Source organism: Sphingobacterium sp. SG20118 (assembly GCF_044740685.1).
Lineage (GTDB): Bacteria > Bacteroidota > Bacteroidia > Sphingobacteriales > Sphingobacteriaceae > Sphingobacterium.
Window position 1 is genome coordinate 3,738,487 of sequence record NZ_CP172826.1, and the last position, 26,344, is coordinate 3,764,830.

Here is a 26,344-nt window from a genome sequence, read left to right on the forward strand (position 1 = left end):
GAATAAAATGTTTTAAAATGGCGAACGAAAAAAACAGTTATGAAGTTATTTTATTACCTAGATTGGGATTAAAGAGATCGTCCGCCCGATCAAACAATAATTGCCAAAGTGTCCGATCGACCAGAAAAAAACGGGCATTAAAGGTGTTACCTTTACCAACTGTAACTTTACTACCATTGGGCAAACTCAAGTGATTGCCATCTATATGGCAACGAACTTTAAAAAATGGCGCATTATTCTGATTGGCTACCAGATTGTAATCGATGTCTTGAACTGAACCTGTGAGAAACCCCCACTGATTATAATTATAGGTATCTATCTGAAATTTGACCGCTTGCTTATCTTTAATATAACCAATGGCATTTGCTGGAACCATACATTCGGCTATTAAATTATCTTCTGGAGATATTTCTAATATATCTTGTCCTTGTATGATTTGACTTCCTTTTTGAAAACCTTTCAGGTTGACCACTGTCCCGCTTAAGGGTGCTCTGACGATATAGTTTTCTCCATCTATTTCAATAGCGTCTCTTTCTGTTGAATTAGATTGATATTTTTGTTGCAGTTCTCTCAACTTTGCACTCCATTGTGCCATCTGTTGTTTTTCAATTGACAAAACCTGATTTTTCAATTGTTCATATGTATACCTACTTTTATCAAACTCCGCTTGAGCTATAATACCTTGACTGAATAAGTAATCGTTACGTTCAAATTCGCGTTTCGCTAATGTCAATTGTGATTGCACTTCGGACATGCGTTGTTTCATAGAAACAAGCTCCATCTGATATAAGCTACTTTGTAAACCAACATGTTTCCTAGATAATAACAACATCAAATCAGAGATTTGTTGTTGATAATCGGCTGCCATATGTTGATTGAAAGATAATTTATTTTGTAGTTCTTTTGAGACAACCACAAATAAAGTATCCCCTTTCGTCACCCGCTGATTGTTTCCACTGATCTGGCTATCCACAATACGACCACTTACAAGGGAAATGATCTTCGTATTCTCTGTTTGCGGCCTAATAATTCCAGGTGCAGAAATAGATATCGGAATGCGTACAAAAGGTAAAACAGCAAGTGTGACAGCAACAGCAATTAACAACAAAATATAAATAATATTGGTTTTGTGCATAGTGGTATTTAATTATCCAAATCTCTCAAATAAGAATATGACATACCACAACTACAAGTTGTATTTTATTATATTTACCTTATCTTCAAACAAGATTAATTAGTAATATAAATGCAATTTTTTGACGTATTTCCAACTTTTCAAGAAGCTCCTTATTCATATATTATAGTCCCTATCCTGATGATCAGTGGCATCCTAGGTTTTTACACTAAACCCTATTTTCATGCTGTACTTTTACATCCTTATGAACTCGCAAGAGGTAAGCGCTTACATACGTTGCTTACCTCTGCATTTATACATAGAAATTGGATACACTTGTTATTCAACATGTTGATTATATATGGATTAGGATATGACATGTTTGGAAACATCATGCAAGTATATGGCTCGGTATCTGCCTATTTACTAACACCACTCTTATTTTCTCTACTCATTATTATCCCTAATGCATTTCTGGTATTAAATAAAAGAAATGATTTTTACTTTACCTCTATAGGAGCTTCTGGACTTACATTTGGCCTTTATGGTTTCTCAGCATTGTTCTTTCCTTTACAAAAGATTAATCATTTATTCATTCCTTGGATTCATAATGCTGCTCAATATTGGCTCTATATATTGATTGTTTTGACCCTTTTGTCATGCGTGAAAATTTCCAAAATAAATAGGTCGTTACACATTGTTGCTTACTTATTAGGTTCAATTATTGCATTAATAACTAGAAATGAGTCTATTTATGAATTTACGAAAGCCTTATTTCTTAAATTCTAAAGTATTCAAAGAATATCTCCCATAAATTTGACCTTTTCTGATTTGACCTTTCGCCACCTGCATTGATTTCCTTTTGTTCTTTAATACTTAATGCGATAACCTTGATTTTTTTATTTTTTTTGTCCACGTTTTATTATTTTAATGTTCTCAAAAATACGGACATATAAAAAAGTATACCACAACCTTGGGTTTTAAACGGTATTTAAATTACACAGTCTCGTCAAAAAAATTCAAACCTATTTTCCAAAATATAATCCCTTCCACTATTCAAATGATTCAGTTTTTAGTCTAGAAATTTCAAGAAAATGTACCCTTTGAATCCATAAAAACATAGGATTAATGCTTACTCAAATTTTTAATACTTATTAATTTTATAACTTCAGGTTATATACTTAAATTAGCCTGTAGAAAATTACAGTATAAATTATGTCAAAAGCTGAGATTGGAACTTTCATAAGACAGAAAAGAGAAAATCTAAAATTATCGCAAGAGGCTGTTGCCTTTTTCTTAGAAATATCACAGGCTGCATATTCTAAAATTGAACGGAATGAAACCAAAGTAAAAGTTGATCAGGTTTATAAAATTGCGGAGTATTTTGGTGTAAGCATTTACGAGCTTTTACCTCCTTCATTAGCAAGCGATGTTACAGGTGAAAATATACTTGGTTTAGGATACCATTATCTTATTCTGGGATTTAAAAAAATAACATCATTCTGTAAATAGTTCCAGTATTATTAAAATCGTCAAGATCTTAAATAAAACAGCCACATCTGATGATGTGGCTGTTACTAAACATGATAATGAATACGAAAGAAATTGAAACCGCTATTTCACAGCTTCCAACAATTTGTGGAATATCGCAGTATTATCATACACTCCTTGAAATAAAAATGATCGTGCACCATAAGCAAATACCGGAACGAAGGCATTTGTATGATCGTTGCTACTAAAATTAACAACTACACGTCCAGATTTACGATCTGAATCCAATAAGGTAAGTCCCCCCGTTTCATGATCTGCAGTTACAATAACCAGCATCTCTGGATCTTGATCCGCCAAACGCAGGGCTTCAGCAATCGTATTGTCAAAATCCAATGTTTCCATGATTGAATATTTAAGATCATTGGCATGCCCAGCATAATCAATCTGCGCAGACTCTGCCATCAGGAAGTATGGTTTATTTTCACGAGAAAGGAACTTGACACCATCCAACATCGTTTTTGTCAAAATTGCTGGCCGACCATCTTTAACCGGTTTAAGGAACTCGTCCGAAAGAAAAACAATTTGCTTACCTCCTTCTTGATCTATGGTATTGTCTAAGACCGAAATACCGGCATATCCCTTCCAGTTATTTTCCTTTTTTAACCAATCTGGCTTTCCTCCAAGAATGAAATCCATTTTTGATTGTGCAAACTGTCCTAAGATGGATTCACTTTCATTCCGTTCCTGCTGATGGGCATAGAAAACTGCCGGGGTAGCATCCGTCACATCACCAACGCTTATAACACCAGTCTTCCACCCTTTGTCGGCTAAAACCGCAGCAACGCTTGGAAGTCCCTGGCCATGAGCATCCACGGAAATAGCCCGATTATTAACCTTCTGCCCCGTAGCAATGGCAGAAACCTCCAGCGGCAGAATCGGTGTTATCAGCATTTAAAGCCTCGGTCTGTGAAAGTCCAACAGTCTTAATCTGTGTCATATTCAGGGATCCACCATTTGCTAAAGTCGCTGCCTTTACTGCTGCAAGCCCCATACCATCTCCAACTAAAAGTAGAATACGCTTCACTTGACGATCCTTCGCATCATGCTGAAAACTGGGCTTATAAACCTCCTGTGGTTTGTCCAATTGAAATGACGAACGTGCACGCTGATCAAGAAATAATTCCAAAGACTTAGGTTGATCTGTATTGATCCAGTAGACCCCTAAATTAATCAGCTGCTGCCAAGCATTCGGACTATCGTGTGTTCCATAGAAACGAAAACGAAGTCCTAGAGAATCTGCTTTATCGACCGCTTTCTTAATTTCTGGTATATTTTCAGGCAATCCCTTCCCATTCCAATCCGTATAATCTTTTAGGTCAGCGCTGATCAACCCTGTCTGCGCTAAACTCACCGCATCATAGGTCCAATTGACCTCACCATCAAAAAATAACCATTTGGGATAGTTTTTGAAACCTTCAGGCGAAGGTCTTCCTCCCGTAACGATTACTTTAATTGCATTTGGATTTTTAATCGGATTAAAAATGTCACCATATTGCCCCACTTCTTTTACAAGGATGGGTAATAACCTCTTATAATCTTCTTTTATATCAATCAATAGCTGCAAATGCTTGGTGCTATCCGCAAATGCAGTATGGCCATTTTTACGGTACAGCGCAACAAGAGGTTCCAAATAAAGCGCATTAAGGGTGCGTTCATTTTTGATTTCCTTTGCATCATGAGCCACCATCAATTTGCCATTCCGAAGAAAAACATCAGCTTCGATAGACTCCATACTGGCATAATAGGCCGTATATAAAGGCTGAGCTTGCCAATAATCATTATGACTATGCCCGGCATAAACACTTTTGTTAAGCTGTCCTTTGTCCCGGCTGAACATCAATTGTTCAAACTTTTCATTGAGGGTCTGTGCCTTTGAGAACAAAGGTCCGCCGCATAGACAAGCCGCTATCAATAATACACTCCATTTATTATAAATGGCACCTTTCAAGCTTACCATCCCTGATTTTGTTTAATGATACCGTTGCTATTATCAATCTCTTGTTGCGGAACTGCCCATACATGGTGAATCTTAGGATCAAATTTACGACCTGGAAACACGATTGGTTTGCCTGTAGCAGGATCTACCATAGCATAGGTATGCAGAGGTTTAGCATAAGTAGCTGCAGCATCCCCCCAGCGCACCAAGTCCCTGTGACGATCTGTAAACTCGCCGGCCAACTCGTTACGACGTTCGCGTTTTAAATCTGTTAATGTCATACCTTGCATTTCATCTAGATCAGCACGTTTACGCAGCAGATTAAGTTCCTTATCCCCTGCACCTGTACCGTTTAACATGATCAGCGATTCTGCCTTGATTAAAAGAATCTCTGCAAAACGAATTAGGGGTACATTTAAATCTGTTGCCATATGATCTCCATTTGGACTCACATGTGAACCGATCGGAGATGGGTGAGAAAAAGGTTCCATATACTTATTGAACTGCATATCACAGGTCGCCGATCCAGCAGGTGTAAAACTACGTTCTTCACCAAAAAACATGAATTTATCGCCAGGTTTTAAAATAGTCGCTTCTCTTCGCGCATCACCCTTCTCGTAAGAATCATAAAGCTCCTTAGTCGGTAAATAATAACCCCAGCCATTATAAAGACCCCATGCACCATTGGTCAACATGACACCTGGTAGAATAGAACCCCAACCAGACCTTCCTGATGGAGAACTGGTTGCCGACCAGATGTATTCTGTTCCCCAGTTATTGGAAGCCTTAAATACGTCTGTAAATACAGGTTCTAAGCCACGTTTCCCCTGATTGATAACCGAATCTGCATACAGATTTGCGATTTTATAATCTTTCTTATACAAGTACATTTTCGAAAGCAGCGCCCATGCAGCAACTTTGTGTGCACGACCATAGTCCACTTTGGCCAGCTCATCGAAAAAAGGCAATTGATCAGCCGCACTTTTTAACAGTTTTTCAACATGAAGATAATTTTCTTCAATATTAGCTGCCCGAGGTGTAGCCAATTCATTATCCATATTCTCGACAGTTACTATGGGTACACCCGCTCTTTCGTCAGCATAATTAGCTGCCAATTGAAAGTACATATAACCTGCGTTGAAGTTAGCTTCACCCAATATGCGCTTTTTTAAAGCACCATCCATACTTATAGTTGGAACATATCTCAAAATATCATTAGCACGTTTAATGATTGCATAGCGATATTGCCACTGCGGTTCAGTATATCCGCCGCCAATATAAGTGCTACTAAAATTACGTACATTTTCTGCTTGCGCATTATTTCTGCCTGTTACCATGTCATCACTCGCATTGATAAACCAAAAGAATCCACGTCCGTAAAATTCTTCTTCGTCATAATTGGCGTATAAAGCATTGGCACCTTTTACGGCATCTTCAGGTGTTTTCCAATAATTACCCTTAGATGGTGCTCCCTCTGGAGTAATGTCCAATTTATTGTTACAAGACTGCGTGAAGGTCCCGATACCACAAGCCAGCATTGATAATGTGATATACCTTGTTATGTTTTTCATTTTAATATTTTTTAAATCGCTGATGAAACTTGCAAGAGCCAATTATTTTCATCAATTGTTTATTTTTAATGATGTTCAAGAACTCACCCAATACGACCTAATCGGATGAGTTCCTGCTTATAGATGCTTTAAGCTCACGGTGATTTCATTTGAATATTACTTTTCATGACCGTGTTCTTTATATTGATCGGGACTAGAAGGATACAGATGCTCCGATCATGAATGTACGTGCCTGTGGATAGCGACCTGAGTCCATACCATAGCTATCCATACCAATCTCAGGATCCATACCCGTATATTTTGTCCACGTAAAAAGGTTACTTGCCGAGGCATATACTCTTAATTTTTGAACTTGATATTTCTTTGTCCACTCCATGGGCAGCGTATACCCAACAATTAGATTTTTCAAACGTAGGTAAGAACCGTCTTCCACATAGAAATCAGATACCTTAGAGAAATTACCATTTGGATCAGTTACGGATACGCGTGGAATATCTGAATTGGTATTTGTTGGCGAATAGGCATTCTTGATATCTTCAAACATATTATAGGGTTGACCTGATGCTGCATTCAATCCTGTATATTTTAATGCATTGAATAGCTTATTGCCTTGCACACCTTGGAAAAAGATATTGAAATCAAAGTTCTTATAGCTGGCATTAAAGGTAAGCCCATAATTGAAATCAGGATAGGCACTACCCAAAAACACGCGATCTTGATCATTGATAGCTCCATCACCATTTTGATCTACAAATTTCATATCTCCAGCTTGTGCATCTGGCTGTATTTTTTGTCCATTGGTATTTTTGTACAGCTCGGCATCTTCCTGAGATCTAAAAAGTCCTGCTGTCTCTAAGCCATAATATGAATAAAGTGGTTGTCCGGGTTGCACCATAATCGGACGAAGAATACCTCTGTAGTTATTTGACAAAAATTGATTTGGAAGTCCTGCAGCCAAATGCTCAACCTTATTATTGATCTTATTAATCGAAGCGCTTACATCGTATTGAAAAGCTGCATTGGATTTACTACTATAGCTAAGCGCAAGTTCGATACCGCTGTCTTTCACCAAACCTCCATTGACCGTTTTTGTCTTCACACCAGTGGTACTCGGTAGCGTGATATTCATAATCATATTATCTGTATTCTTGACAAAGTAGTCTGCATTCACTGTTAAACGATTGTTCAACATTCCCAGATCAATACCAATATTGGTTTGTTTTGATTCTGCCCAGGTTAGATCAGGGTTGGCCATCACTTCCTCGGCATATCCTGGCAAAAGGGATGGTTGATTGCCAAACCAACCTTCTACACGTGACAATAATGGATATACATCTGTTGGTTCTAACGAGCCCAAATTGCCAAGTATTCCATAACTACCTCTCAATTTTAACGTGCTGATTACTTGGGAATCTGAAAGAAAAGATTCGCGATGGAGTGCCCATGCCCCAGATATGGCGCCATAATTCTGAAAATGATTCTGAGAAGCAACCAGCGATGAACCGTCTCGTCTACCAATCAATGAAAGCATATAGCGGCCATCATAATTATAATTAGCCCGAAATAGATATGAAATCAATGCTTGCTTATTTAATCCATCTAAAATGGGTCTAATATTACCTGCATTTACCATAAAACGATATCCCGCAGATTCATCATCAAAATTTTCTCCAGTGACATACGTATATTTTGTCTGTTTTTCTTGATACATATAACCTAATAAGCCATCGAAATGATGTTTATTAATATCCTTTTCATAGGTCAATGTCTGCTCTGCCAAGATATCTGTAAATCTTATCGTCTGTTGCGTCAAAGAGTTTGACATCACTGGTTTTCCAATCTCTGGCACTTTTGAAGTAAATTCCTTGTAATCGGTAAACTGCTTAGTATAGGCAAAATTGGATTTGAATTTTAATCCCGGCAATAATTTCATTTCTACATAGGGATTAATCAGTAGATTATGTACAGGATTGTCCACATCCAATCTACTTAAGTATGCAACAGGGTTGATGACATCACCATAACTACCAGGACCATATTTTTCGGGAAGACCCGAAAATTTACCATTAGTATCATAAACTGGAACATTTTGCGGATAGTGCAGCGCCGATAGAATAGCACCTGTATATCCAGAAACTGGTATTTGCTCCCTGTCCATTTGTGAAACTATAAGCTATATTTTCACCTAACTTCATCCAAGGGGTAATCTGGGTTTGCGAATTCAGACGAAAATTATACCGTTTCCCATAGGTATTGATTAACACTCCCTCTGCATCACGATAATTAAAAGCAGTATAGAATGAAGACTTCTCATTTCCTGCACTCGCTGACACATTGTAATCCTGAGTTTTTGCGGTACGAAATATTTCATTCATCCAATTAGTTCTGGTAATCTGCCCATCGGGATAAAGACTTGCATCAAAAGCGGGATCGCGTTTAACACCTGCATTATCTGCCGCCAAATTAGAAACCATGGCGCGATCTACAGCATTAAGCGATTGCAACATATTGTGCGCCTTCTGTATCCCAAATTTAGCTTCGGCTTCAATTTTCAATTCGCCTGACCGTCCTCCTTTTGTCGTGATCAAAATCACACCACCTGACGCACGAGCGCCATAAATAGCGGCAGCAGCATCTTTCAAAACACTGATTTCCTTGATATCATTTGGATTTATCTGTGGTACACCATGAAAGATTGTTCCATCTACAACATATAATGGTTGCTCACCATTAATACCACCAAGTCCTCTGATATTTACTCGTGCTGCCGAAGTGGGATCACCACCTTCATTGGTGACTGTTACACCTGGGGTTTTTCCTTGGAGCAACTCACCTATTCCTGTAACCGAACGACTAGAAACGCCCTCAAGATTGGTCGAAGAAACAGAACCCGAAACTGTACTTTTTCGCTGTGTACCATAACCAACAACAACAACCTCTTCGAGTTGGCTTGCATCCTCTTCTAGTGTAATCTGTATACTATTACCAACAACCAGTTGCTCTAAGGTCTTATAGCCTATAAAACTAAAACGCAATGTCTCCCCTTGATTCGATGAGAGCTGGAATTTACCGTTAGAATCCGTCACCACAGTTTTACCAGATTGAATGTTTTTGATTGTTACACCAGAAATAGCCTGCCCATTTGGCGATAAAACGGTTCCATTAATCTGATTCTGAAAAACCATGCTTCCGATTGTAGACGGGAAAGGCCTTTTTACGGAGAATGCTTGCCCTTGGGAAGTAATGCCAAGCATGAGTGGTAGTATTAGTAATTTGTTCATATGTTACTGAAAGTGTTTCGGCGAAAGTAGAAAACCCCAATTACCCGAACATTAATCCTATGTTAAGAAAGTATGAACAGCTCTTTAATCCTTTTGAATCAAACATTTATTTTACAATTTAGATGATCGTGTCCAGTATTTACCTTGTCAATAAACCTCATCCGATTAGAAAATTCGATTTAGTACACGATTAATCGCTATTTTCTTATCTCATAATTTAAACTGAAATAACAGAATTGATTCCAGTTGTTCAACAAATTCTGATCACCCTGTATTTAAAAAAATAATCTTCGTTTGTTATATCAATGGACTATTTAAAAAATACTGGGCGATACCTAAACATCTTAAAAGGTAATTCCATCCATTGGAAAACAGACATTTTAAAATCAACTGCATATAGTTGAAACCCATAAGATTTAGTATTTTGATGCATGCCATTAACCCTTAAACTATAAGAAGGAAAAGGGAAATTAAAGTTAATGGCATGACGAATTAATGAGTATGAAAAGCCTTATCAATAAGAACAGGATCGCACCATCATAAAAATTAAAAAAAACCTGACCATAATATTTGATTTTATAAAAATCTAACTTACATTTGATTATACTGAATGACTTTGTAGCTCAGCTGGTAGAGCAATTGACTCTTAATCAATGGGTCGAGGGTTCGAACCCCTCCGAGGTCACTGAATAGGCTTCTCTATATAGAGAAGCCTATTTTAATACCTATTGACCGTAAATACCAATACCTATTATAAATTTCTCAAGGGAATAATCAAATCACCATTGTTTTTGTTAGATTTAGCACATGAAGCTTATCATATTTGATTTAGACGGAACATTGTTAGACACACTTCAAGATTTGGGCGATAGCTGCAATAGGATACTTGAGGAATATGGCTATCCAATTCACCCTCTTCAATCTTACAAAAAATTTGTTGGTAATGGAGTTCGAACTCTTATCGAACGAGCATTACCTGTAAATGCAAGAACAGACGATACCATAACACGTCTACTTGTCGCATTCAAGGAACGATATGAAGAGAAGGCTGATAATTGTACGCAACCATATGCTGGCATCATGCATTTATTACAGACACTTAAATCATCTGGTTATCTGATTTCGATTGCTTCCAATAAATATCATGAGGCTGTTATTCCATTGGTAGAAAAGTATTTTCCTGAGATTTCATTTGATCTAATCTTAGGGCATCGAGCGGGGCATCCTGCTAAACCAGATGCACATATTGTATTCGACACGCTCAATAGATTAAACATACAACCTGCTGATTGTTGTTATGTAGGTGACTCTTCTGTGGATATGGATACTGCTAAAAATGCAGGAGTATGTGCAATCGGTGTGTCATGGGGCTTTCGGGATGAAGAAGAGTTAACAAGACATGGAGCAGATTATATTATTGATGAACCCCGACAACTCTTGGATATTTTGAAATCGTCTTTATAATCATAATTGATATCGCTATAACCCGAGCTACTATTCCGAGGGATTTTTCTTTACACATCTTCCCCTAGGTTCATCGCCCTCAAGGAGTACAATTTCAGAATGTAGAAATTTTGCAGCATCTGCTGAATCTTTTACCTTGGAGGTACTGCGAGCTATCATTTCTGATTCATATTCTATTAATACACTTTGCCTCAATCCCGCTTTTTTCCAGTGGGATGACCGACATCCTCTTGAGATATCCCGAGCCAATTCGAGTGCATCTAGCAACGCCTGATTCGCTCCTTGTCCTTTGAATGGACTCATAGGATGGGCAGCATCGCCAATCAGTGTTACTTTCCCACCTTTCTTTAACAATTCTGCGTCGAGCAATTCTCGGTCATACACCGGGTATCCCGAAACTTGAGCTTCCAAGGTAGCTGCTAAAATCTGAGGAATTGGATCGTGCCACGGTGTCCTAAGGCACGCTTCTTCTTTGAGTGCTTGAGGTCCTTTAGCACTTAAGAGTTTGGCTTCGTCTTCTGGGATTGGAAAACTTAATTGCCACATCACCGAATCTGATGTATATGGCATGATATAGATTCGTTCGTTGCCGTTTGCAGTTTGAAATACCGTAGCTGAGTCAAGCAAAGAACTTTTAAGATCTCCAAGCGCTGCCAAAGGACAAATACCTAATATCACCATACAGCCTAGATAACGTAAGGGTGTAATATCCTCACCAATCAGCAACCTTCGCACTGAACTTCGAATACCATCTGCTCCAACCACAAGGTCTGCTCTAACATTCTTTATCTCCCCATCCACTTGAAAACTTAGCCCAACCCCCTCGTCTTCAGAATCCTTAAAATCTACTAACTGATGTCCCCATTGTACCACATGATGATCACCGAGCTGCTTTAGAAGCGCTAAGCGCAGAGATTGTCGAGAAATATGGATATTGGAGCGTTTAGCAGACGTTTCTACATCCGAGGGTATCCACTTTCGCATTCCCCATTCACCAATCACTTTTCCTTCTGTCGTATGAACAACATGCTTTGTTGATATCACCCCTTCTTCTAACGAAAAAATGCCCAATCCCGCAATCGCTTTACTTGCTTGCTGTAAAGTCAGCCCGTAACCCTGCGACCTGGCATTGAAATCGCTGTCGCGCTCATAGAGGGTAAACGGGATACCGCGATGTAAACAGGCCACTGCTAAAGCTACTCCTCCAATACCGCCTCCAATAATAGCCACGTGTGGAAAATTTTCGTTGTCTGCAATCGGGTGGCTTGCAGATTGTATCAAACCAGTTCCGCTGCAGTTGAGGCATGTATATAGGTGTCCCTTTGGGCGAACTGGAGCTATTCCTTCGCCATTTGTTTTTTCATATTGATTACATGCTTCTTGATAGCTTAGCCGTACTTTCTTGCTAATTTTCCGACTTTTCTTACCGCGCCCTTGACATTCCTGGCAGATACACCACCTTGCTCCTTCTTTTTTTTCCACTCCTATTTTTTAACTTTTCGTCTCTATTTTAAGAAATACTTAACCATATGATCCGCAATAAGATAATACTGACCACGAAGTTAACGATTACTATTTAATGCATATAAGTTTATACTTTTCAGCATACTGTAGCTTGTGATATTGAAGCAAAAATAAGATAAATAATGGGGAGGACTCTTGGTTTACCACTAAAAATTGTCTGTAAAAAAACAAGGGCAATGTTAACATTGCCCTTGTAATTGTTATTAATCTATTGCTCCTTCGTTGGCCGTTATAGGCCAACCTGGATTTTGGTAAAGGGTTGAGCTTGAAGCTGAACCATCTGTCGATGTAATCGTAAAATGTTGGACTGCAATGGGATTTAAGTAGTGTGCATTGGCCCACTTGTAACCATTCAATACTAAGTTATTCGCCGAGTTATTGATACGATAGGGGCGTAGGTATAAGCTTTCTGATTTAGCTGATACATTGGCCGTTTTCCCTGGCGTATTGGGTTCGACTAGCGTGGAAACACCTGAAGTATTGACATACCAATGTTCCATATCGCTCCATAGTTTGAAACCTTCGACGATGTAAGGCGACGATTTTAACTGATCAAGTGCGCGCCATCTCTTTAGATCTTGGTAGCGGAAACCTTCGGCAACCAATTCTAATCTGCGTTCTCGACGAATATTGAACAGAATCTTATCGGAAAGTAAAGTACCTGAACTATAAGCTCCAAAATCATCTTTGGCTTCTTCATTCATATCAGTATTATTAACCGTATGCATAAAGTCTTGATTGACACCTGCTCGATTGCGGATTTTTTGCCAATATGCTGAAGCTTTAGCATCGATAAAATTATTTTTAAGATAACTTGCTTCTAAATAATTTAAATAAGCTTCTGTAGCTCGAAATGTAATGGAAACCTGTAGAGCCCGCTGATCCCGGAAGTTGTGCAGCTAAGTAACTCATACCTTTTTTAAGTGCATAACCTGTAACATATCTGGTTTCTGCAATATCCAAAATAGCTGGATTTGACTCCAAAATTGGTGTGCCATCGGTATTCATTTTATCTTTTACGCGTAATTCTCCAGGTGCTTTCATAAAAATCTGCAATCTATTATCTCGGCCTGCTTTGATGTTTTTAAAATCGTCATCACCTAGATAACCTGATCCATTAGCATATATAGGAAGTCCATTGGCCATGGTAAAGGATTCCACTAAGCCTTTGGTATAACCCGAGTTTCCACCGTTTTGGTTCATATAATGATTCACATTATGTGTAACGCCCAATGAAAACGAGTAGGATCTCCACATCAATACCTCTGAATAGTTAGACATATCGACATCCGAAAACATGTTGTAATATGGATTGTTAGACGAATTTTGGCCATCATCCTTGATATTGGCAACTAATTCAACTTTATCTGCAACTTGTTCTGCCGCAGCCATAGATTCGGATAAGAAAAAGTTGATTTCTTCGGCCAGATTGATACTGAAATTGGGGTGCGATTGTGCTCCTGGCCATCCTGGGCCTCCGGGTACTCGTGCAGTATTGCCATGGTACTTCAACCAGCTTCCCTCATATAGTCCAACTCTCGATTTAAACAAAAGCGCTACATCTTTAGAGATACGATTTTTACCATTGGGTGGAGAGACATTGAGCAAATTAATGGCAGAATCCAAATCCGCTAAAATAAATCGGGCTACTTCATTTCGAGGATTTCTCACCGATGCCGCTGTCAATTGGCCCATATTGTCAATCAATGTATTTTTGACAATCGGGAAATCACCTAGATTCTGTAGCTTACTGAAATATTCAAATGCTCTCAAAAAATAGGCTTCACCAATATAGTGTTCAATATTAGGAAGGTTACCGGTTAACTTATTGGATTTCCATTTTGGAAGTACCATTTCTAAAAAGTAATTAATATGGCGGATACGTGTAAAATCGTAATCTCCGCCTGTTGCAGAAACTTTAAACTCTCCTGGTACCCATATGGTGCTGTAACCACTTGCTACCTGATTGTCAGTGTGATTATCTAGCACGAATGTTCCCATACCCCAACCTGCATGTGAAGGGAAATTATACCGTGTCACGGTATAGGTGGCCAGATCTGCTTCAGTATTTAGGTACTCCTTGGGTGTGACATCGGCTAATGGAGCGCGATCTAAATATTTATTACAAGCTCCCAAAAAGATACTTCCTATGGATAACCCTACTAATCCTATTGTATATTTTATATGTTTCATAAATTGATGTTCTTAGAAATTGACATTTAAGCCGAAAGAATAAACCGTGGAGAATGGGTATGTCTTTCCATCGTTCCAACCCCCTAAGCCTACAGTTTCTGGATCAAACACTTTTGACATCTTTGAAAAAGTCAATAAATTTTCTCCTGACAAGTAAACCCTGAGTTTGGATACACCTATTTTCTTCAATGCTTCCTGACTAAAAGTATAACCGATCTGTGCATTTTTTAAACGCATATATGCCGCATTTTGAATATAGCGTGTTTGTATATTTTGGTTTTTAGTGGTATTGAAATAAGGTCTAGGTAAATAGGCCCCTTTATTTAAATCCAAGATACCATTTTGAACCATCGTAGAGTTTTCATCTCTGTAGAAATCCATATTCTCCTCAAAACCTGCTGACTGCCACATACCACCGGTAGCACCCCAAAAATATGCACCATTGGGCATATAATCTCTTTTTCCTATACCTTGTAAGAAAACACGAGCGTCAAAACCTTTATATGCCATGCTTAAGTCTAAGCTAAAGCGGTAACGTGGAGAACTATTACCTATTATGCTTAAATCCCCATGATCTTGAAGTGTATTTGCTCCATTATCCACTTTACCATCACCGTTCAGATCGGCATACATAATATCACCTGCTTGCCACTGTGAGGCAAATGTTTGTTTGGTATGGGCTAAATGCGCATCCATTTCTCCCTGACTTTGTGCTATACCTAAAGTTGTATAACCCCAGATTTGATTACTTGCCCTTCCGCTGTACCATTGCGCCAAATCACCGTATTCATTTGGATATTTAGTGACCACTTGATGATCATCTGATAAAACCCCACGTACGCTATAGTCAAATTCTCCGATACGGTCTTTCCAAGATAGCTCGATTTCAAAACCCTTTGAATACATTTCAGAGTTATTTACTCTTGGAAACTGCCGTACCTAAAATAGCCGGTAAAGTGGGTGCAGGGCCTATCATGTTAAAAGTGTTCCTTTTGAAAACCTCTAAAGTGATACCCAATCTATTCCTTAATGCCTGCACATCTAGTCCCACATTCCAACTGGAGACGCGTTCCCAAGTAAGGTTTGAGGAAATCAAACCAGGAGAATTAGCAGTATTGGTTTTTTGTCCATTTAATAACCAGCTTCCATTATTGGTTGATACCGGCATAAGCTCATAAAATGGATACCAATTATTGGTATATTGATTCCCAAGTTCGCCGTAAGACCCCCTTAATTTAAAGGCTGATATTTGATCTTTCCATTTCCAAAAACTTTCATTTGCGACGTTCCATCCCATCGATACGGAAGGAAACAGATTCCACCTCAATTCGGTAGGAAAACGTGAAGATCCGTCATAACGTCCATTGACCTCAACTAAATATCGATCACGATAACTATAATTGATACGACCAAAAAAACCAGCAGTGGCCCAATGTTGGTATGCTCCTGATGTCAGTGGGTTTTTAGTAGCGGTATTGAGCGTTGGGATATCATCAGATATTAAATCGGTCATACTACCTCTTAATGAACGGTTTTTTTCCAGCTCGGAGTTGAAACCTACCAAGAATTTAAATTGATGGTCATCTGCTATCGTTAAACTATAATCTGTAAAGATATTCGTGCTAAAGTATTCTTCTTTTACACCTACCTCAGTGACTGCAGTATTACCTGCGGAATTATAACCTACTGCTAGCGGAAATGGCTCACCATCCGCTTTATAGGCATAGGCCTTCAATAATTCACTATGGGAGTTTGTGTTACGAATGCGGTAATTTACATTCGCATTAATATTCCAATCTTTTGTTGGTTTTATGAGCAATTGCACTTGTTGATAAAGGAGATCTTTCACCTCATTAGACCGTCCACCATTTAATAATTGACTGATCTCTGAAGGTTCCGAATAATAGCCATTGTCATCTTTTACCGGTACAGTAGGCCATCGTCTTGCAATATTATGGTAGTAGAGATCGTTCATATGTGCCGCTTTACCATAATCTTCTCTAACAAATCGGGTATTGGTCGTTAACTCGACATGGTCATTGACTATAAAGTTCAATTTATTTGCAAAAGTATAACGTTTGAATTTATCATCTGAATAACGATTCAAACCACTTTGATCCATATAGTTACCAGAGGTGAAATATTTTATCTTTTCACTCCCTCCATTGATACTAAGGCTATGCTCATGTGAAGTAGAGAACTTACGATAAAACTCATCAAACCAATTGGTATTGGCGTTGGATCCTGTATAATATCCCCAATCACCACTTGCATTAGGTACACTGACCGTATTAATGGTTCCTTTTTGATAGGCATCGATGCGATCAAGTACGTCTTGCGAAAACTTAGCTCCTTCACCATCATTGGCTGCAGCCTCATTATAATAGTAAGCAAATGTTTTTGAATCCAACATGGTCGGGAGTCCCATAGGTTTGCTTAGTCGTATATTATTGTTATAATTAACGACCGCCTTGCCCGATTTACCAGATTTGGTTGTGATCAAAATCACACCGAAAGGTGCGCGCGATCCATAGATGGCTGAGGAAGCTGCGTCTTTTAAAACAGAAATACTCTCGATATCATTGGGATTAATGGCATTGAGATCTCCTTCCATCCCGTCAATGAGCACTAAAGTAGAAGCGGAAGAGCCTACGCCGATTGTTCCACCACCGCGAATATTGACACTTAAGTTTTGATTCAATTCTCCGCCTAATCCAGATGTCTGCAAATTCAGACCCGGTACCAAACCTTGGAGCGCCTGTCCTACATTTTGCACCGGTCTAGATTCTAATTCTTTTGATGATACTGTAGAAACAGCGCCTGTTAAATTTGCTTTCTTTTGTTTACCATATCCTACGACAATAACTTCATCCATACCATAATTGGAAGATGCTAATTGAACCAAGAGGTTGGTTTTGCCAGAAACTTGAATTTCTTTGGTTACATAACCTACCGATGAAATAATTAAGGTCGCATCGGTGGATACATTTGATAATTGAAAATTACCTGATCCATCGGTAGAAGTAGAATTGGTGGTTCCTTTTATAATAATCGTAGCTCCTGGTAAAGGTTTTCCATCTTCATCTTTTACCTGACCCGTCGTTGTTTTCTGATTGCTTAAATTCTCCCGTAATATTGTTTGTTCTTTAGTGGGGGCAACATGAATGACAACTGTATTGTCCATCAATTCCCAAACTAAATTTTTACCCTGAAGAATTGTATTCATCGTTTCAGGTAGAGAAGAATCATGTATGGTCGCCGTAATGGGCATATTGGCTATAGCATCTCCTTTAAACAAGAAAGATACTCCTTTTTGTTTTTGTATTGTTCTCATCACGTTTTTCAGAGATTCCCCTTTCACGTTAAGTTGAATGGTTTGGGCTTTCACGCTTGCAATAACCTGAAAAATAGAAGTAATCAGTAAAAGTGCTATTAGCTTCATCGTAATGAATAATCGGAAAGCAAAGCGACTATCTAGCCACCTTACAATTGGTTTAAAAAACATATTTTAAAATGTTAAATTGGTTATTTAATTTGTTTCATGAAGGATTTCCACCTCCTTATCGGTAATTTATATTCATCATTTAGGATGATTGATGTCCCACCACCAATCAGTTTTTATTAATATCAATAAGTATATCTTGCTTTTATAGAACCTCCTTTCTTGATCAGAACCTATTATCTTCACTATTCTTCAATTAGCAATTTTATATGATTTCCATTGCTGAGAATGCTAAATTTCAGCCCACTTTTCTCCAGCATGTACAAGACAGATTTTAAACTTTTAGTTCGATCTATGATGCCATAAAATGGTATTGGTGAATAATGATCGGGATATTCGATTTCAATGCCATACCAACGTCTCAATTGTTCTAATACATCTTTGGAATCGGTGCCATCAAAATAAAACTGACCTCTTTTCCATGCTGAGATCTGTTCTAAATCCACAGTTTGTATCTTCATCTGAACACCATCACTGGTACTTTGCTGCCCTGGTAATAAAAATTGCTTTTCAAGTCTGGAAACCATTCATACTGACAGCAACTTTTCCTTCTAACAGAGCTGTTTTAGTATACTTTTGATCAGCATAAGCGGAAACATTAAACTTAGTGCCCAAAACTTCGATGGTTTGATTTGCAGACTTGACGATGAATGGTAGTCTTTGCATGCCATTTTTATGTTTACTATTCGAAATTTCAGCTCCCACAACTTCAAAAAATGCCTCCCCTTCAAGTTCAACGATACGTCTATCTGAATCAAAACCGATGGGATAGGTTAATCTGGACCCTGAATTTAAAAAGACTTTTGTACCATCAGAAAGCACAACTTGATAACTGCTTTTTAAAGGCACTTCGAGTACCATTTTTGTCGATTCATCAAGATAGTCCTCTCCGAGCTCGAGGGCCATTCCGTATAGCGCACTGTCTCCTAAATGTATACCCTCAGAATTATCATTTAAAACAATAATACGACCATCAGGCAAAATGATTTGTGCCTTGGTTGTTCCAGCTGCAACATCCGTCATCTCGCTAAACGTAACAGTACTATATTGAACATGGTTGTATTGTAAATAAAAAATCATAGCAGTCACAGATATTGTAAGTATGATGCTCGCCGCCCAATATAAAATCGTTTTTTTATATGTTCTTCGACTACTTCTAGATTGAATGCCATCCGCTACTCGTGTCATCAGCTCTTGCTCCTTTTCCCCATTCATCCAATCTTTTTCTAAATTTTGGAAACGGTCTAAATCATCCATCAATATTTTCGACTGCCCTAAAGCATTTAAAAAATGTTGATTTCTAACATCTTCGTCTAACCAAACATTTAAATCGAGCGCTTCATCCTCGTTCAATCTTTCTTGAAAATATTTCTTAATTAATTTTGAAATATAATTTAGGTTGTTCATAATTACACGGCTATTAACAGTATATACAGTTAGGGAGGTAAAACCTAATCAAAAATTTCACCTTTAAACCTAATTACCTAAATAACAGGAGAATAAAATAACTCCAAACCAATTATTTGGTTTATCTAATACATTACGTAGATGCTTAATAGACTTAGATTTGGCATTAAATACAACCTGAGGAGTGGTCTCCAGTAAGAGACAGATTTCTTGAGTAGAATATCCCTGCATACAACTCATTCTAAAAATATTCCTTTGTTGCTCTGACAACTTAGCAAGCTCTTTCTCTACCTGTTGTAAAAACTCGTCGTATATGATTTGCTGTTGTATATCCGTATCATCGTAAATCAACAGATTATCCAATTCATAATCAAACGGTGGAACGTGTTTATTTTTCTCCACTGCATTTAAACAAGCATTTTTTGTCACCTGGTATAGAAAGCGAACGGCATGTTGATCAGATTGAAATTTTTCCCGATAATTCCAAACCTTCAAAAAAGCATCAACCACCAGTTCTTCTGTTAATTCTTTTGATTGTACAATATTATAAGCGAAAAATGATAATGGCTTTAGGTACAACTTCATGAATCTATTTAAACCGTTCTCATTTCCATTTTTAAGTTCAATGTACCATAATGCATCAATTTCCATTCTGACTCAATCTTTAAAAACATTTTTCAAACCAACATCCTGACTCCAGTTAACCCTGTTTATGTAGGTGGATTAAATTGGTATTGTTTTCTAAGATAATACAAAAACATATCATTATGTCATACTTAAGGATCGCTGTTTTAAACTATTAGAAAATCAATCAGTTTCCAAATCTGATAAACATTACCACTTTTAAATAGAAGGTAAATTCATGGAAGGTCTTAATAAGTCACACTAGACATGATTTTCTAGCTACACACTTGTTCCATATGCAACTAAGCATTTGGAGAAGAATAGTTTAAAATAATATTTCGTTTCAAATTTTGCTATAGATTTGAAGGTTTTGCTAAATGGATATTTCCTTATTTCCAAACAGTCTAAATGGGTGTTTAACCATCTAATATTGGTGAATATCTGAACTATAAATTGAACAGGTGTTCTACTGTCAACAAACACAATATTTCATTTCTATTTTTTCATATTTTCTATTACAATCAAATTATAAAAGACACAATCAATAAAAAAATTTTTGGTTTCGCAGTATTTTCGATGTAAATTTCGCTGATGATTTCACTAAATAAATTACCCGTAACGCAAAGAATTTTAGTGAAAATCTGATAAAAAAAACGATTATATCGAATGTAATTAAATCATATTTGTAACAAAAAATATACGTTTCTAGCTTAAAACGTATTGAGAAGCATCCCTTTAAAATAATGTTTTATTTTAAAGGGATGCTTCTCAATACGGATAGTCGTTTAAAATAGTCTATTGGTCATGCTTAATAATTTTGGATTCTAAAATCAAATAACAACATACATAAAGCACATGGCAAACAAACAGTGCTAGCCCCGTCAATAGTAATAAATCGGTAGGGATGATGTTGGTGATAGCGGAGATACAAAAGGTAACGACCAACTGTAAAGAGCCTAATAAAGCGGATGCAGAACCACTGTTCTCATGAAACGGTTCTAAGGCTAATTTAGTCGTTGTTGGGAATAAAATCCCCAAAGTCAGAATCAAAAAGAATAATGGAATCAATAGCACTATAATTGGTTGTTTAGCAATACATAGTCCCAGAAAAACCACGCTAAGTATCAATCCTATTAGTATTGTACTTTTAATGATTTGGCGTACAGATAACCAGCGTGATAATACCGAATTAGATAACCAGGCTCCGATTACTAACCCTATGGCATTAAAAGCAAATATATAACTGAAATATTGTGAAGTGAGGTTTCCATATTCCATAATCAAATATGGTGCATTCGCTAAATAAATCATCAATATACTATAAGTCAAGCTACCAATTAAGGTGTATTTCACAAACGTTCTGACTTTAAGTACGCTCTTAAACTCCTGCAATAAGTTTCCTTGTTTTCCAATCGTTTTAACTCTAGTTTCAGGTAGGAATAGGATAACAGAAAACAAGCTAAATACGCCTAAAACCAATAGCGTAATAAAAGTTGATTGCCAATCGAAATGTGAGACCAAAAAATTTCCGGCAACCGGTCCAATAATAGGGGCTACACCTGCTATAATAGCTAATAGGGAAAAGATATGCATAGTCTCTGCCTTGTCAAAATATTCGTTTACAATGGCTCTTGCGATCACAACTCCTGCACAGCCGGCAAACGCCTGGAAAAACCTAGCAATCCAGAACTGTTCGATAGTAACGGAGTATATACACGCAATAGTTGCTACAATAAATAGAAGTAAGGATATAATCGTCGGCCATTTCCTTCCATAACGATCTGACATAATTCCCCAAAATAGTTGACCAGCAGCAAAACCAGCTAAAAACGTAGATATAGAAAATTGAACGGCTTTCAAATCTGTTTGATAATACTGTGCAATTTTTAAAAATCCTGGCAAATACAAGTCGATACTAAAGGGCTCTAAAGCAGACAAAAGTGCTAAAATGAGCACGACTACGAGTTGATTTTTTTTTAAGTTACCCATGTTTCTTTTTTGTGATTACAAAGGTAATTGTGAATTTAGTTCAAAACTTATGCTAATGCGACTTATCCTTGGACTTTCTTCACCTGTTCTCTAAAATTTAGTGGGGTCTGTAGGGTTAATTTCTTAAAAAAACGATTGAAATAGGAGACCTCAGAGAAACACAGTTTATGCGCTATATCCTGAATATTTTCGGTGCTATGGCCTACGAGCCTTTTAGCTTCAAGCAGTAATCGATCTTGCAGTTGTTGCTTTAAACTTTTTCCGATAGAAAGGAGGAGTATTTCGTTCATCCGCTTAGTAGAGAGTGCCACTTTATCCGCGTAAAACTCATTTTTCCGCTGCGTGATGTAGTGTCGTTCAATCAACTCTAAAAGTTTATGAATACGCGCGTCAATAGTAACATGACTTTGCTGCACTACAGGTAAATCTTGTAGATGAAGAATATACAATTGTAAATATTTTTCTAATACGGCTGCCCGTTTTAGTGAGTGAAACTCCATTTCAATCAAGAGATGTAAATGTTCGAAGAGCTTCTGCATTGGAAGAGTTACATCAAATTTCAGGTGATTATGTCCTGTAAACGCTTTTTGCTTGGCTTCATTAAACAAAACGCGATGAAAGTAATCCATGTCTATCGCTAAATAATACCCAGAAACAGCAATGGGATCAAAATAATGTACTTGTCCTGGATAAATAATCCAAATCTGATTGGGCTCTATTTGATAGGTCGCGAAATCAATTTGATGTTCTTCTCCAGAAGCACCGGTAAACCAATAGATTTGATAAAAATTGTATTGATAGTGCTGTTTAAAATCAAACAATTCTAAACTATTTTCAATTCTAAAAAATTCGATTGGAATATCTTTATCCTGTTGTTGTATCTGGATGACTTGCTTTCTCGATTTCATAAATACTGGACCTTAGTAAGCTATTTAAAACAAGTAAATTTTAATTGCAAAAATACTAAATATCAACAATAGTATCCTATAATTTTACTGCTCACCAGCTCATGTACTTTTACAGTATTGACCCAAATGTTTGTCCATATATCATTATAACTTGTTTTATTCTTGACAATCCAGATTACCTATATCCTGTTCTATTTAAAATAAACTTCAATGATATTCATACAATTTTTGGAATATCATCTTGCTCTAATTGATTCCTTTCCGATTTACCATACGCTATAATTACCTTTATAAAAATCACAAAGACGTGTAAAAAATTATGGTAAATCATAAATATTCATATCTTTACATATACCTAAAAATCTGTCAATTACGCGAATATTCATTGTGATGTATCTTGATAATGAAATTAAAAATTTCATCATAATCATTAATTATTCAAAAGCATATCTAAAAATTAAATTTCAAAACTTAAAATAATGAAAATATATAAAAATATACAAGTTGTGATACTCCTGTTGATTATCCTATTCCCATCAATTGTGCTAGGGCAAGCCAGTTCGAAACCCTTTGATGGAGCTAAAATCGAAATATTTCACCCCGACCTCAAGAAAATAATAGACCCATCCACAAAAATCGAATTGCTGGCCGCTGGTCTCGAATGGACAGAAGGGCCGGTTTGGAACCATCAAGGAGACTATTTATTGTTTAGCGACACGAGACTCAATACCATATATAAATGGTCTTCAAAGAATGGTCTAGAGAAGTTTTTAGAACCCGCAGGATATCAAGGTGCTGATATCTACAGTGAAGAAACCAGGCACAAATGGATTATTGATCAATCAAAAAGGAAATATAGTGGCATGTGATCATGGTAACAGACAAATTGTCGAAATTGATCTCAATACTAAAAAATTCACCCCCTTAAGTACTCACTGGAATCAATTGCGGTTTAGTTCACCTAATGATATTTGTCAACATCAACGTGGGGATTATTTTTTCACTGATCCTCCATATGGACTCCCAAATAGAGAACGTGATACTTTGAATAGAGAAATTACTGCTAATGGCGTTTACAGACTGGATCGTTCAGGAAAAACCACACAAATCATTACAGACTTAACGAGACCAAATGGTATTGCACTGTCGACAAAACAAGATAGGTTGTATGTCGCCATTAGTGATCATAAATACCCTTTTATTATGGAGTATCCTTTAAATAATAAACTGGATATTGGAAAGGGTCGGGTTTTTGTAGATTTTAGATTAAAATTTCCTTCTGAACCGATGGCTGCGGATGGTATTAAAGTGCATTCAGATGGATATATATTTGCTGCCGCTGGAAACGGAATTATCATCTTAAATAGTGATGGGGAATTACTGGGTAGAATTAAACTTGGTATTGCTACTGCAAACTGCAGCTTTGGAGGAGATGGATATTTATATATAACTGCTTCAGATAAACTATTACGTGTTCCACTTCAAAAAATATAAGCCGAAAAAAATAGGCCTTTTCCTATATTTACATCATACCAGTCATCGACAAGCTCCCTCTTAATAGTTGCCTACCATTTAAGAGGGAGCTTATCTGCATGTAATATAAGAATATCATCTAACTACCATATACCTACCTGAATCTACACAGCAATTGCTCTTGGTAAGAATAGTCATTCTTACCGATTCGAGAACAGCTATATTTTTCAAATCCACAATAGCTGCAGCTCGTCTTTACCGAATCATAAATATGGATTATATGCCCTTATAAAATGAATTATATACAGCATAACCATCTTTAAATCCGCTCAAGTGACAATACAATTAACAACACACGCCTAAAAACCCTACTCCTATTCATCAAAAATATTGTAGCTAAAAGTACCTCTTTGGTTGAGGAAAGAAAAAAAATCATTGAATGGACGACTTGAGCAGGCAAAGACAATATTTAATTTGAAATATAATTAATAATTATATAGATTTGTTTTAGATAATAGTAAGACTATTTTAAACCATTTATACAAATCAAGTTCATTAATAGAATAAAACTTGTTTTCAAAATAAACGATTTATATTATAATCGAGAACATTTTATCAATTATATTTTATCATATACCTAAAAACAATAACCTCCCATGACTAGATTTACACAAAAGATGATGTTAATCCTGTTGATTTTTTCCAGTCAACTTGTCGTTAACTGTTCCTCAGATGATGATTCAATTAATGAAGTAATTGAAAATTCGACCATTTGGATGGATGATTTAGAGTCATCACTTGGTACAGGTACAAAAGCCAAATTGAATAATTGGATAGACAAGGGTTTAAATTCAACCAAACTCAAAGATGCTTTTTCCAAATCAAACGATAAGTCGGGCTTAATGACTAATCTAGAATCTGCTATCAGCATTTATCACCAACGGGTATTCATTGAAGATTGGGATAATATTCCTGGAATTGCTAAATTTGATTACAAATCAAATGGTTTATCATCGGGCATAACAAATCCTGATTGGAATAATCCAGATTTAGATTTACCTGCTATAGAAGCGGCAAACTTTGTTGATGCTGCTGCAACGGTATTACCTGCCGGAACAAAGATTTATCGTGTCACTGGTGGTAATCCAGCGGGCGGATATTGGACAAGAGAAAAACCTAGCTCTATTGGAGCTGTAATCGGCGGAACTGCTGTTCAGCCGGCTTGGAATGATTTTAGCAAGTGCTACGAATATGAGGTTCCAAAAGAACTAACGTTGAAAGTGTGGCAAGGTATAACAGCAAGACAACCTATCGCGATGGGGGTAATCAACCCTCACTTACCTGGGGGAGATGTGCAACTGTTTCTCCCACCAGTTGTTAGGGACGAAGCGTTTAAAAAATTAGTGATACAAACAGCATTACTATGGTAAATTCTGAGAAAATTAAAAATGATTACTTACAACTGTTGCGGTTGATTGAAAAAGAATCTTTAATAGATACATCTATTTCGAGATACCTGAACTATTTGAACAAATACAAAAACAAGTTCATAGACCAAAGTAATCTACAACATAAAGAGGAATTAAAGGAATTTTTAAAAGGAGCAAATAGGTTCTCTGACGAGTTTTCCTTCTCCGATCAGAATATTTCTCAGATTCGGTCATTGATCAATAATCTTTATGAAACATTAAATCACTAGTAATAAGAGCTGTCAATACACAATTAGAAAACCTCTCCATTGCTGATGGAGAGGTTTTCATTTATAGCATTAAAACTGCTCCACCACCCTAAATTAAGGGAAATACGA

Annotated in this window: 23 protein-coding genes and 1 tRNA gene; 8 read left to right on the top strand and 16 right to left on the bottom strand. The window is 37.1% G+C overall.

Features of this window, described 5'->3' with window-relative positions:
* Positions 1–37: 37 nt before the first annotated feature.
* A complete protein-coding gene (locus ACFX5U_RS17190) occupies positions 38–1,135 on the bottom strand; it encodes an HlyD family secretion protein (protein WP_400261565.1) in 1,098 nt (365 codons plus the stop codon).
* 111 nt (positions 1,136–1,246) lie between these two features.
* Between ACFX5U_RS17190 and ACFX5U_RS17195 the strand changes: the two genes are divergently transcribed.
* Together ACFX5U_RS17195 and ACFX5U_RS17200 are read left to right on the top strand one after the other, a co-directional pair.
* On the top strand, positions 1,247–1,903 hold the full coding sequence (locus ACFX5U_RS17195) for a rhomboid family intramembrane serine protease (RefSeq protein ID WP_400261566.1): 657 nt from the start codon (positions 1,247–1,249) through the stop codon (positions 1,901–1,903).
* 426 nt (positions 1,904–2,329) lie between these two features.
* On the top strand, positions 2,330–2,626 hold the full coding sequence (locus ACFX5U_RS17200; RefSeq protein ID WP_038700480.1) for a helix-turn-helix domain-containing protein: 297 nt from the start codon (positions 2,330–2,332) through the stop codon (positions 2,624–2,626).
* A gap of 102 nt (positions 2,627–2,728) precedes the next feature.
* On the opposite strand, the gene ACFX5U_RS17205 is transcribed toward ACFX5U_RS17200, so the two are convergent.
* The 5 genes from ACFX5U_RS17205 to ACFX5U_RS17225 form a co-directional block, all read right to left on the bottom strand.
* Positions 2,729–3,556, bottom strand: a complete 828-nt coding sequence (locus tag ACFX5U_RS17205) for an alkaline phosphatase (protein ID WP_400261567.1) — start codon at positions 3,554–3,556, stop codon at positions 2,729–2,731.
* Positions 3,495–4,622, bottom strand: a complete 1,128-nt coding sequence (locus ACFX5U_RS17210; protein ID WP_400261568.1) for a hypothetical protein — start codon at positions 4,620–4,622, stop codon at positions 3,495–3,497. Before ACFX5U_RS17210 ends, ACFX5U_RS17205 begins: the two co-directional genes overlap by 62 nt.
* On the bottom strand, positions 4,616–6,172 hold the full coding sequence (locus ACFX5U_RS17215; RefSeq protein WP_400261569.1) for a RagB/SusD family nutrient uptake outer membrane protein: 1,557 nt from the start codon (positions 6,170–6,172) through the stop codon (positions 4,616–4,618). Before ACFX5U_RS17215 ends, ACFX5U_RS17210 begins: the two co-directional genes overlap by 7 nt.
* A gap of 193 nt (positions 6,173–6,365) precedes the next feature.
* Positions 6,366–8,330: a SusC/RagA family TonB-linked outer membrane protein gene (locus ACFX5U_RS17220; RefSeq protein ID WP_400261570.1), complete on the bottom strand. Its 1,965-nt coding sequence runs from the start codon at positions 8,328–8,330 to the stop codon at positions 6,366–6,368.
* On the bottom strand, positions 8,245–9,453 hold the full coding sequence (locus tag ACFX5U_RS17225) for a TonB-dependent receptor plug domain-containing protein (protein WP_400261571.1): 1,209 nt from the start codon (positions 9,451–9,453) through the stop codon (positions 8,245–8,247). The genes ACFX5U_RS17220 and ACFX5U_RS17225 overlap by 86 nt, the downstream gene beginning before the upstream one ends.
* A gap of 612 nt (positions 9,454–10,065) precedes the next feature.
* On the opposite strand from ACFX5U_RS17225, the gene ACFX5U_RS17230 reads away from it, so the two are divergent.
* Positions 10,066–10,138: transfer RNA gene (locus ACFX5U_RS17230), tRNA-Lys, on the top strand.
* A 122-nt stretch (positions 10,139–10,260) separates the two neighbouring features.
* The gene (locus ACFX5U_RS17235) at positions 10,261–10,917 is read left to right on the top strand and encodes an HAD family hydrolase (RefSeq protein ID WP_280565722.1); all 657 of its coding nucleotides are present in this window, start codon (positions 10,261–10,263) and stop codon (positions 10,915–10,917) included.
* 30 nt (positions 10,918–10,947) lie between these two features.
* Here the strand turns inward: ACFX5U_RS17235 and ACFX5U_RS17240 are convergent, their stop codons facing one another.
* The 10 genes from ACFX5U_RS17240 to ACFX5U_RS17285 form a co-directional block, all read right to left on the bottom strand.
* On the bottom strand, positions 10,948–12,399 hold the full coding sequence (locus tag ACFX5U_RS17240; protein ID WP_400261572.1) for an FAD-dependent oxidoreductase: 1,452 nt from the start codon (positions 12,397–12,399) through the stop codon (positions 10,948–10,950).
* Positions 12,400–12,644: 245 nt separating this feature from the next.
* Positions 12,645–13,340 carry a RagB/SusD family nutrient uptake outer membrane protein gene (locus ACFX5U_RS17245; protein ID WP_400263611.1) on the bottom strand — a complete coding sequence of 232 codons (696 nt, stop codon included), beginning with the start codon at positions 13,338–13,340 and terminating at the stop codon, positions 12,645–12,647.
* Positions 13,246–14,634, bottom strand: coding sequence for a RagB/SusD family nutrient uptake outer membrane protein (locus ACFX5U_RS17250; protein WP_400261573.1), 1,389 nt, complete (start codon positions 14,632–14,634; stop codon positions 13,246–13,248). Before ACFX5U_RS17250 ends, ACFX5U_RS17245 begins: the two co-directional genes overlap by 95 nt.
* Positions 14,635–14,646: 12 nt before the next feature.
* A complete protein-coding gene (locus tag ACFX5U_RS17255; protein WP_400261574.1) occupies positions 14,647–15,540 on the bottom strand; it encodes a hypothetical protein in 894 nt (297 codons plus the stop codon).
* Positions 15,541–15,547: 7 nt separating this feature from the next.
* Positions 15,548–18,139: a SusC/RagA family TonB-linked outer membrane protein gene (locus ACFX5U_RS17260; RefSeq protein WP_400261575.1), complete on the bottom strand. Its 2,592-nt coding sequence runs from the start codon at positions 18,137–18,139 to the stop codon at positions 15,548–15,550.
* 182 nt (positions 18,140–18,321) lie between these two features.
* On the bottom strand, positions 18,322–18,663 hold the full coding sequence (locus ACFX5U_RS17265; RefSeq protein ID WP_400261576.1) for a FecR domain-containing protein: 342 nt from the start codon (positions 18,661–18,663) through the stop codon (positions 18,322–18,324).
* Positions 18,647–19,543, bottom strand: a complete 897-nt coding sequence (locus ACFX5U_RS17270) for a FecR family protein (protein WP_400261577.1) — start codon at positions 19,541–19,543, stop codon at positions 18,647–18,649. The genes ACFX5U_RS17265 and ACFX5U_RS17270 overlap by 17 nt, the downstream gene beginning before the upstream one ends.
* A gap of 69 nt (positions 19,544–19,612) precedes the next feature.
* Positions 19,613–20,194 (bottom strand): RNA polymerase sigma factor, encoded by a 582-nt coding sequence (locus tag ACFX5U_RS17275; protein ID WP_400261578.1) that lies wholly within the window; start codon positions 20,192–20,194, stop codon positions 19,613–19,615.
* Between the two features lie 768 nt (positions 20,195–20,962).
* Entirely contained in the window at positions 20,963–22,156 is a 1,194-nt protein-coding gene (locus ACFX5U_RS17280) for a multidrug effflux MFS transporter (RefSeq protein ID WP_400261579.1), read from the bottom strand.
* Positions 22,157–22,218: 62 nt separating this feature from the next.
* Positions 22,219–23,064, bottom strand: coding sequence for a helix-turn-helix domain-containing protein (locus ACFX5U_RS17285; RefSeq protein ID WP_400261580.1), 846 nt, complete (start codon positions 23,062–23,064; stop codon positions 22,219–22,221).
* A 479-nt stretch (positions 23,065–23,543) separates the two neighbouring features.
* Here ACFX5U_RS17285 and ACFX5U_RS17290 point away from each other — a divergent pair, with 479 nt between their 5' ends.
* The 4 genes from ACFX5U_RS17290 (at position 23,544) to ACFX5U_RS17305 (ending at position 26,236) form a co-directional block, all read left to right on the top strand.
* Positions 23,544–23,933 carry a hypothetical protein gene (locus tag ACFX5U_RS17290; protein ID WP_400261581.1) on the top strand — a complete coding sequence of 130 codons (390 nt, stop codon included), beginning with the start codon at positions 23,544–23,546 and terminating at the stop codon, positions 23,931–23,933.
* Complete coding sequence (locus ACFX5U_RS17295) at positions 23,923–24,558, top strand: SMP-30/gluconolactonase/LRE family protein (RefSeq protein WP_400261582.1); 636 nt, start codon at positions 23,923–23,925, stop codon at positions 24,556–24,558. Before ACFX5U_RS17290 ends, ACFX5U_RS17295 begins: the two co-directional genes overlap by 11 nt.
* A gap of 635 nt (positions 24,559–25,193) precedes the next feature.
* A complete protein-coding gene (locus ACFX5U_RS17300; protein WP_400261583.1) occupies positions 25,194–25,967 on the top strand; it encodes a hypothetical protein in 774 nt (257 codons plus the stop codon).
* Entirely contained in the window at positions 25,961–26,236 is a 276-nt protein-coding gene (locus ACFX5U_RS17305) for a hypothetical protein (protein WP_038700505.1), read from the top strand. The genes ACFX5U_RS17300 and ACFX5U_RS17305 overlap by 7 nt, the downstream gene beginning before the upstream one ends.
* Positions 26,237–26,344 lie beyond the last annotated feature (108 nt).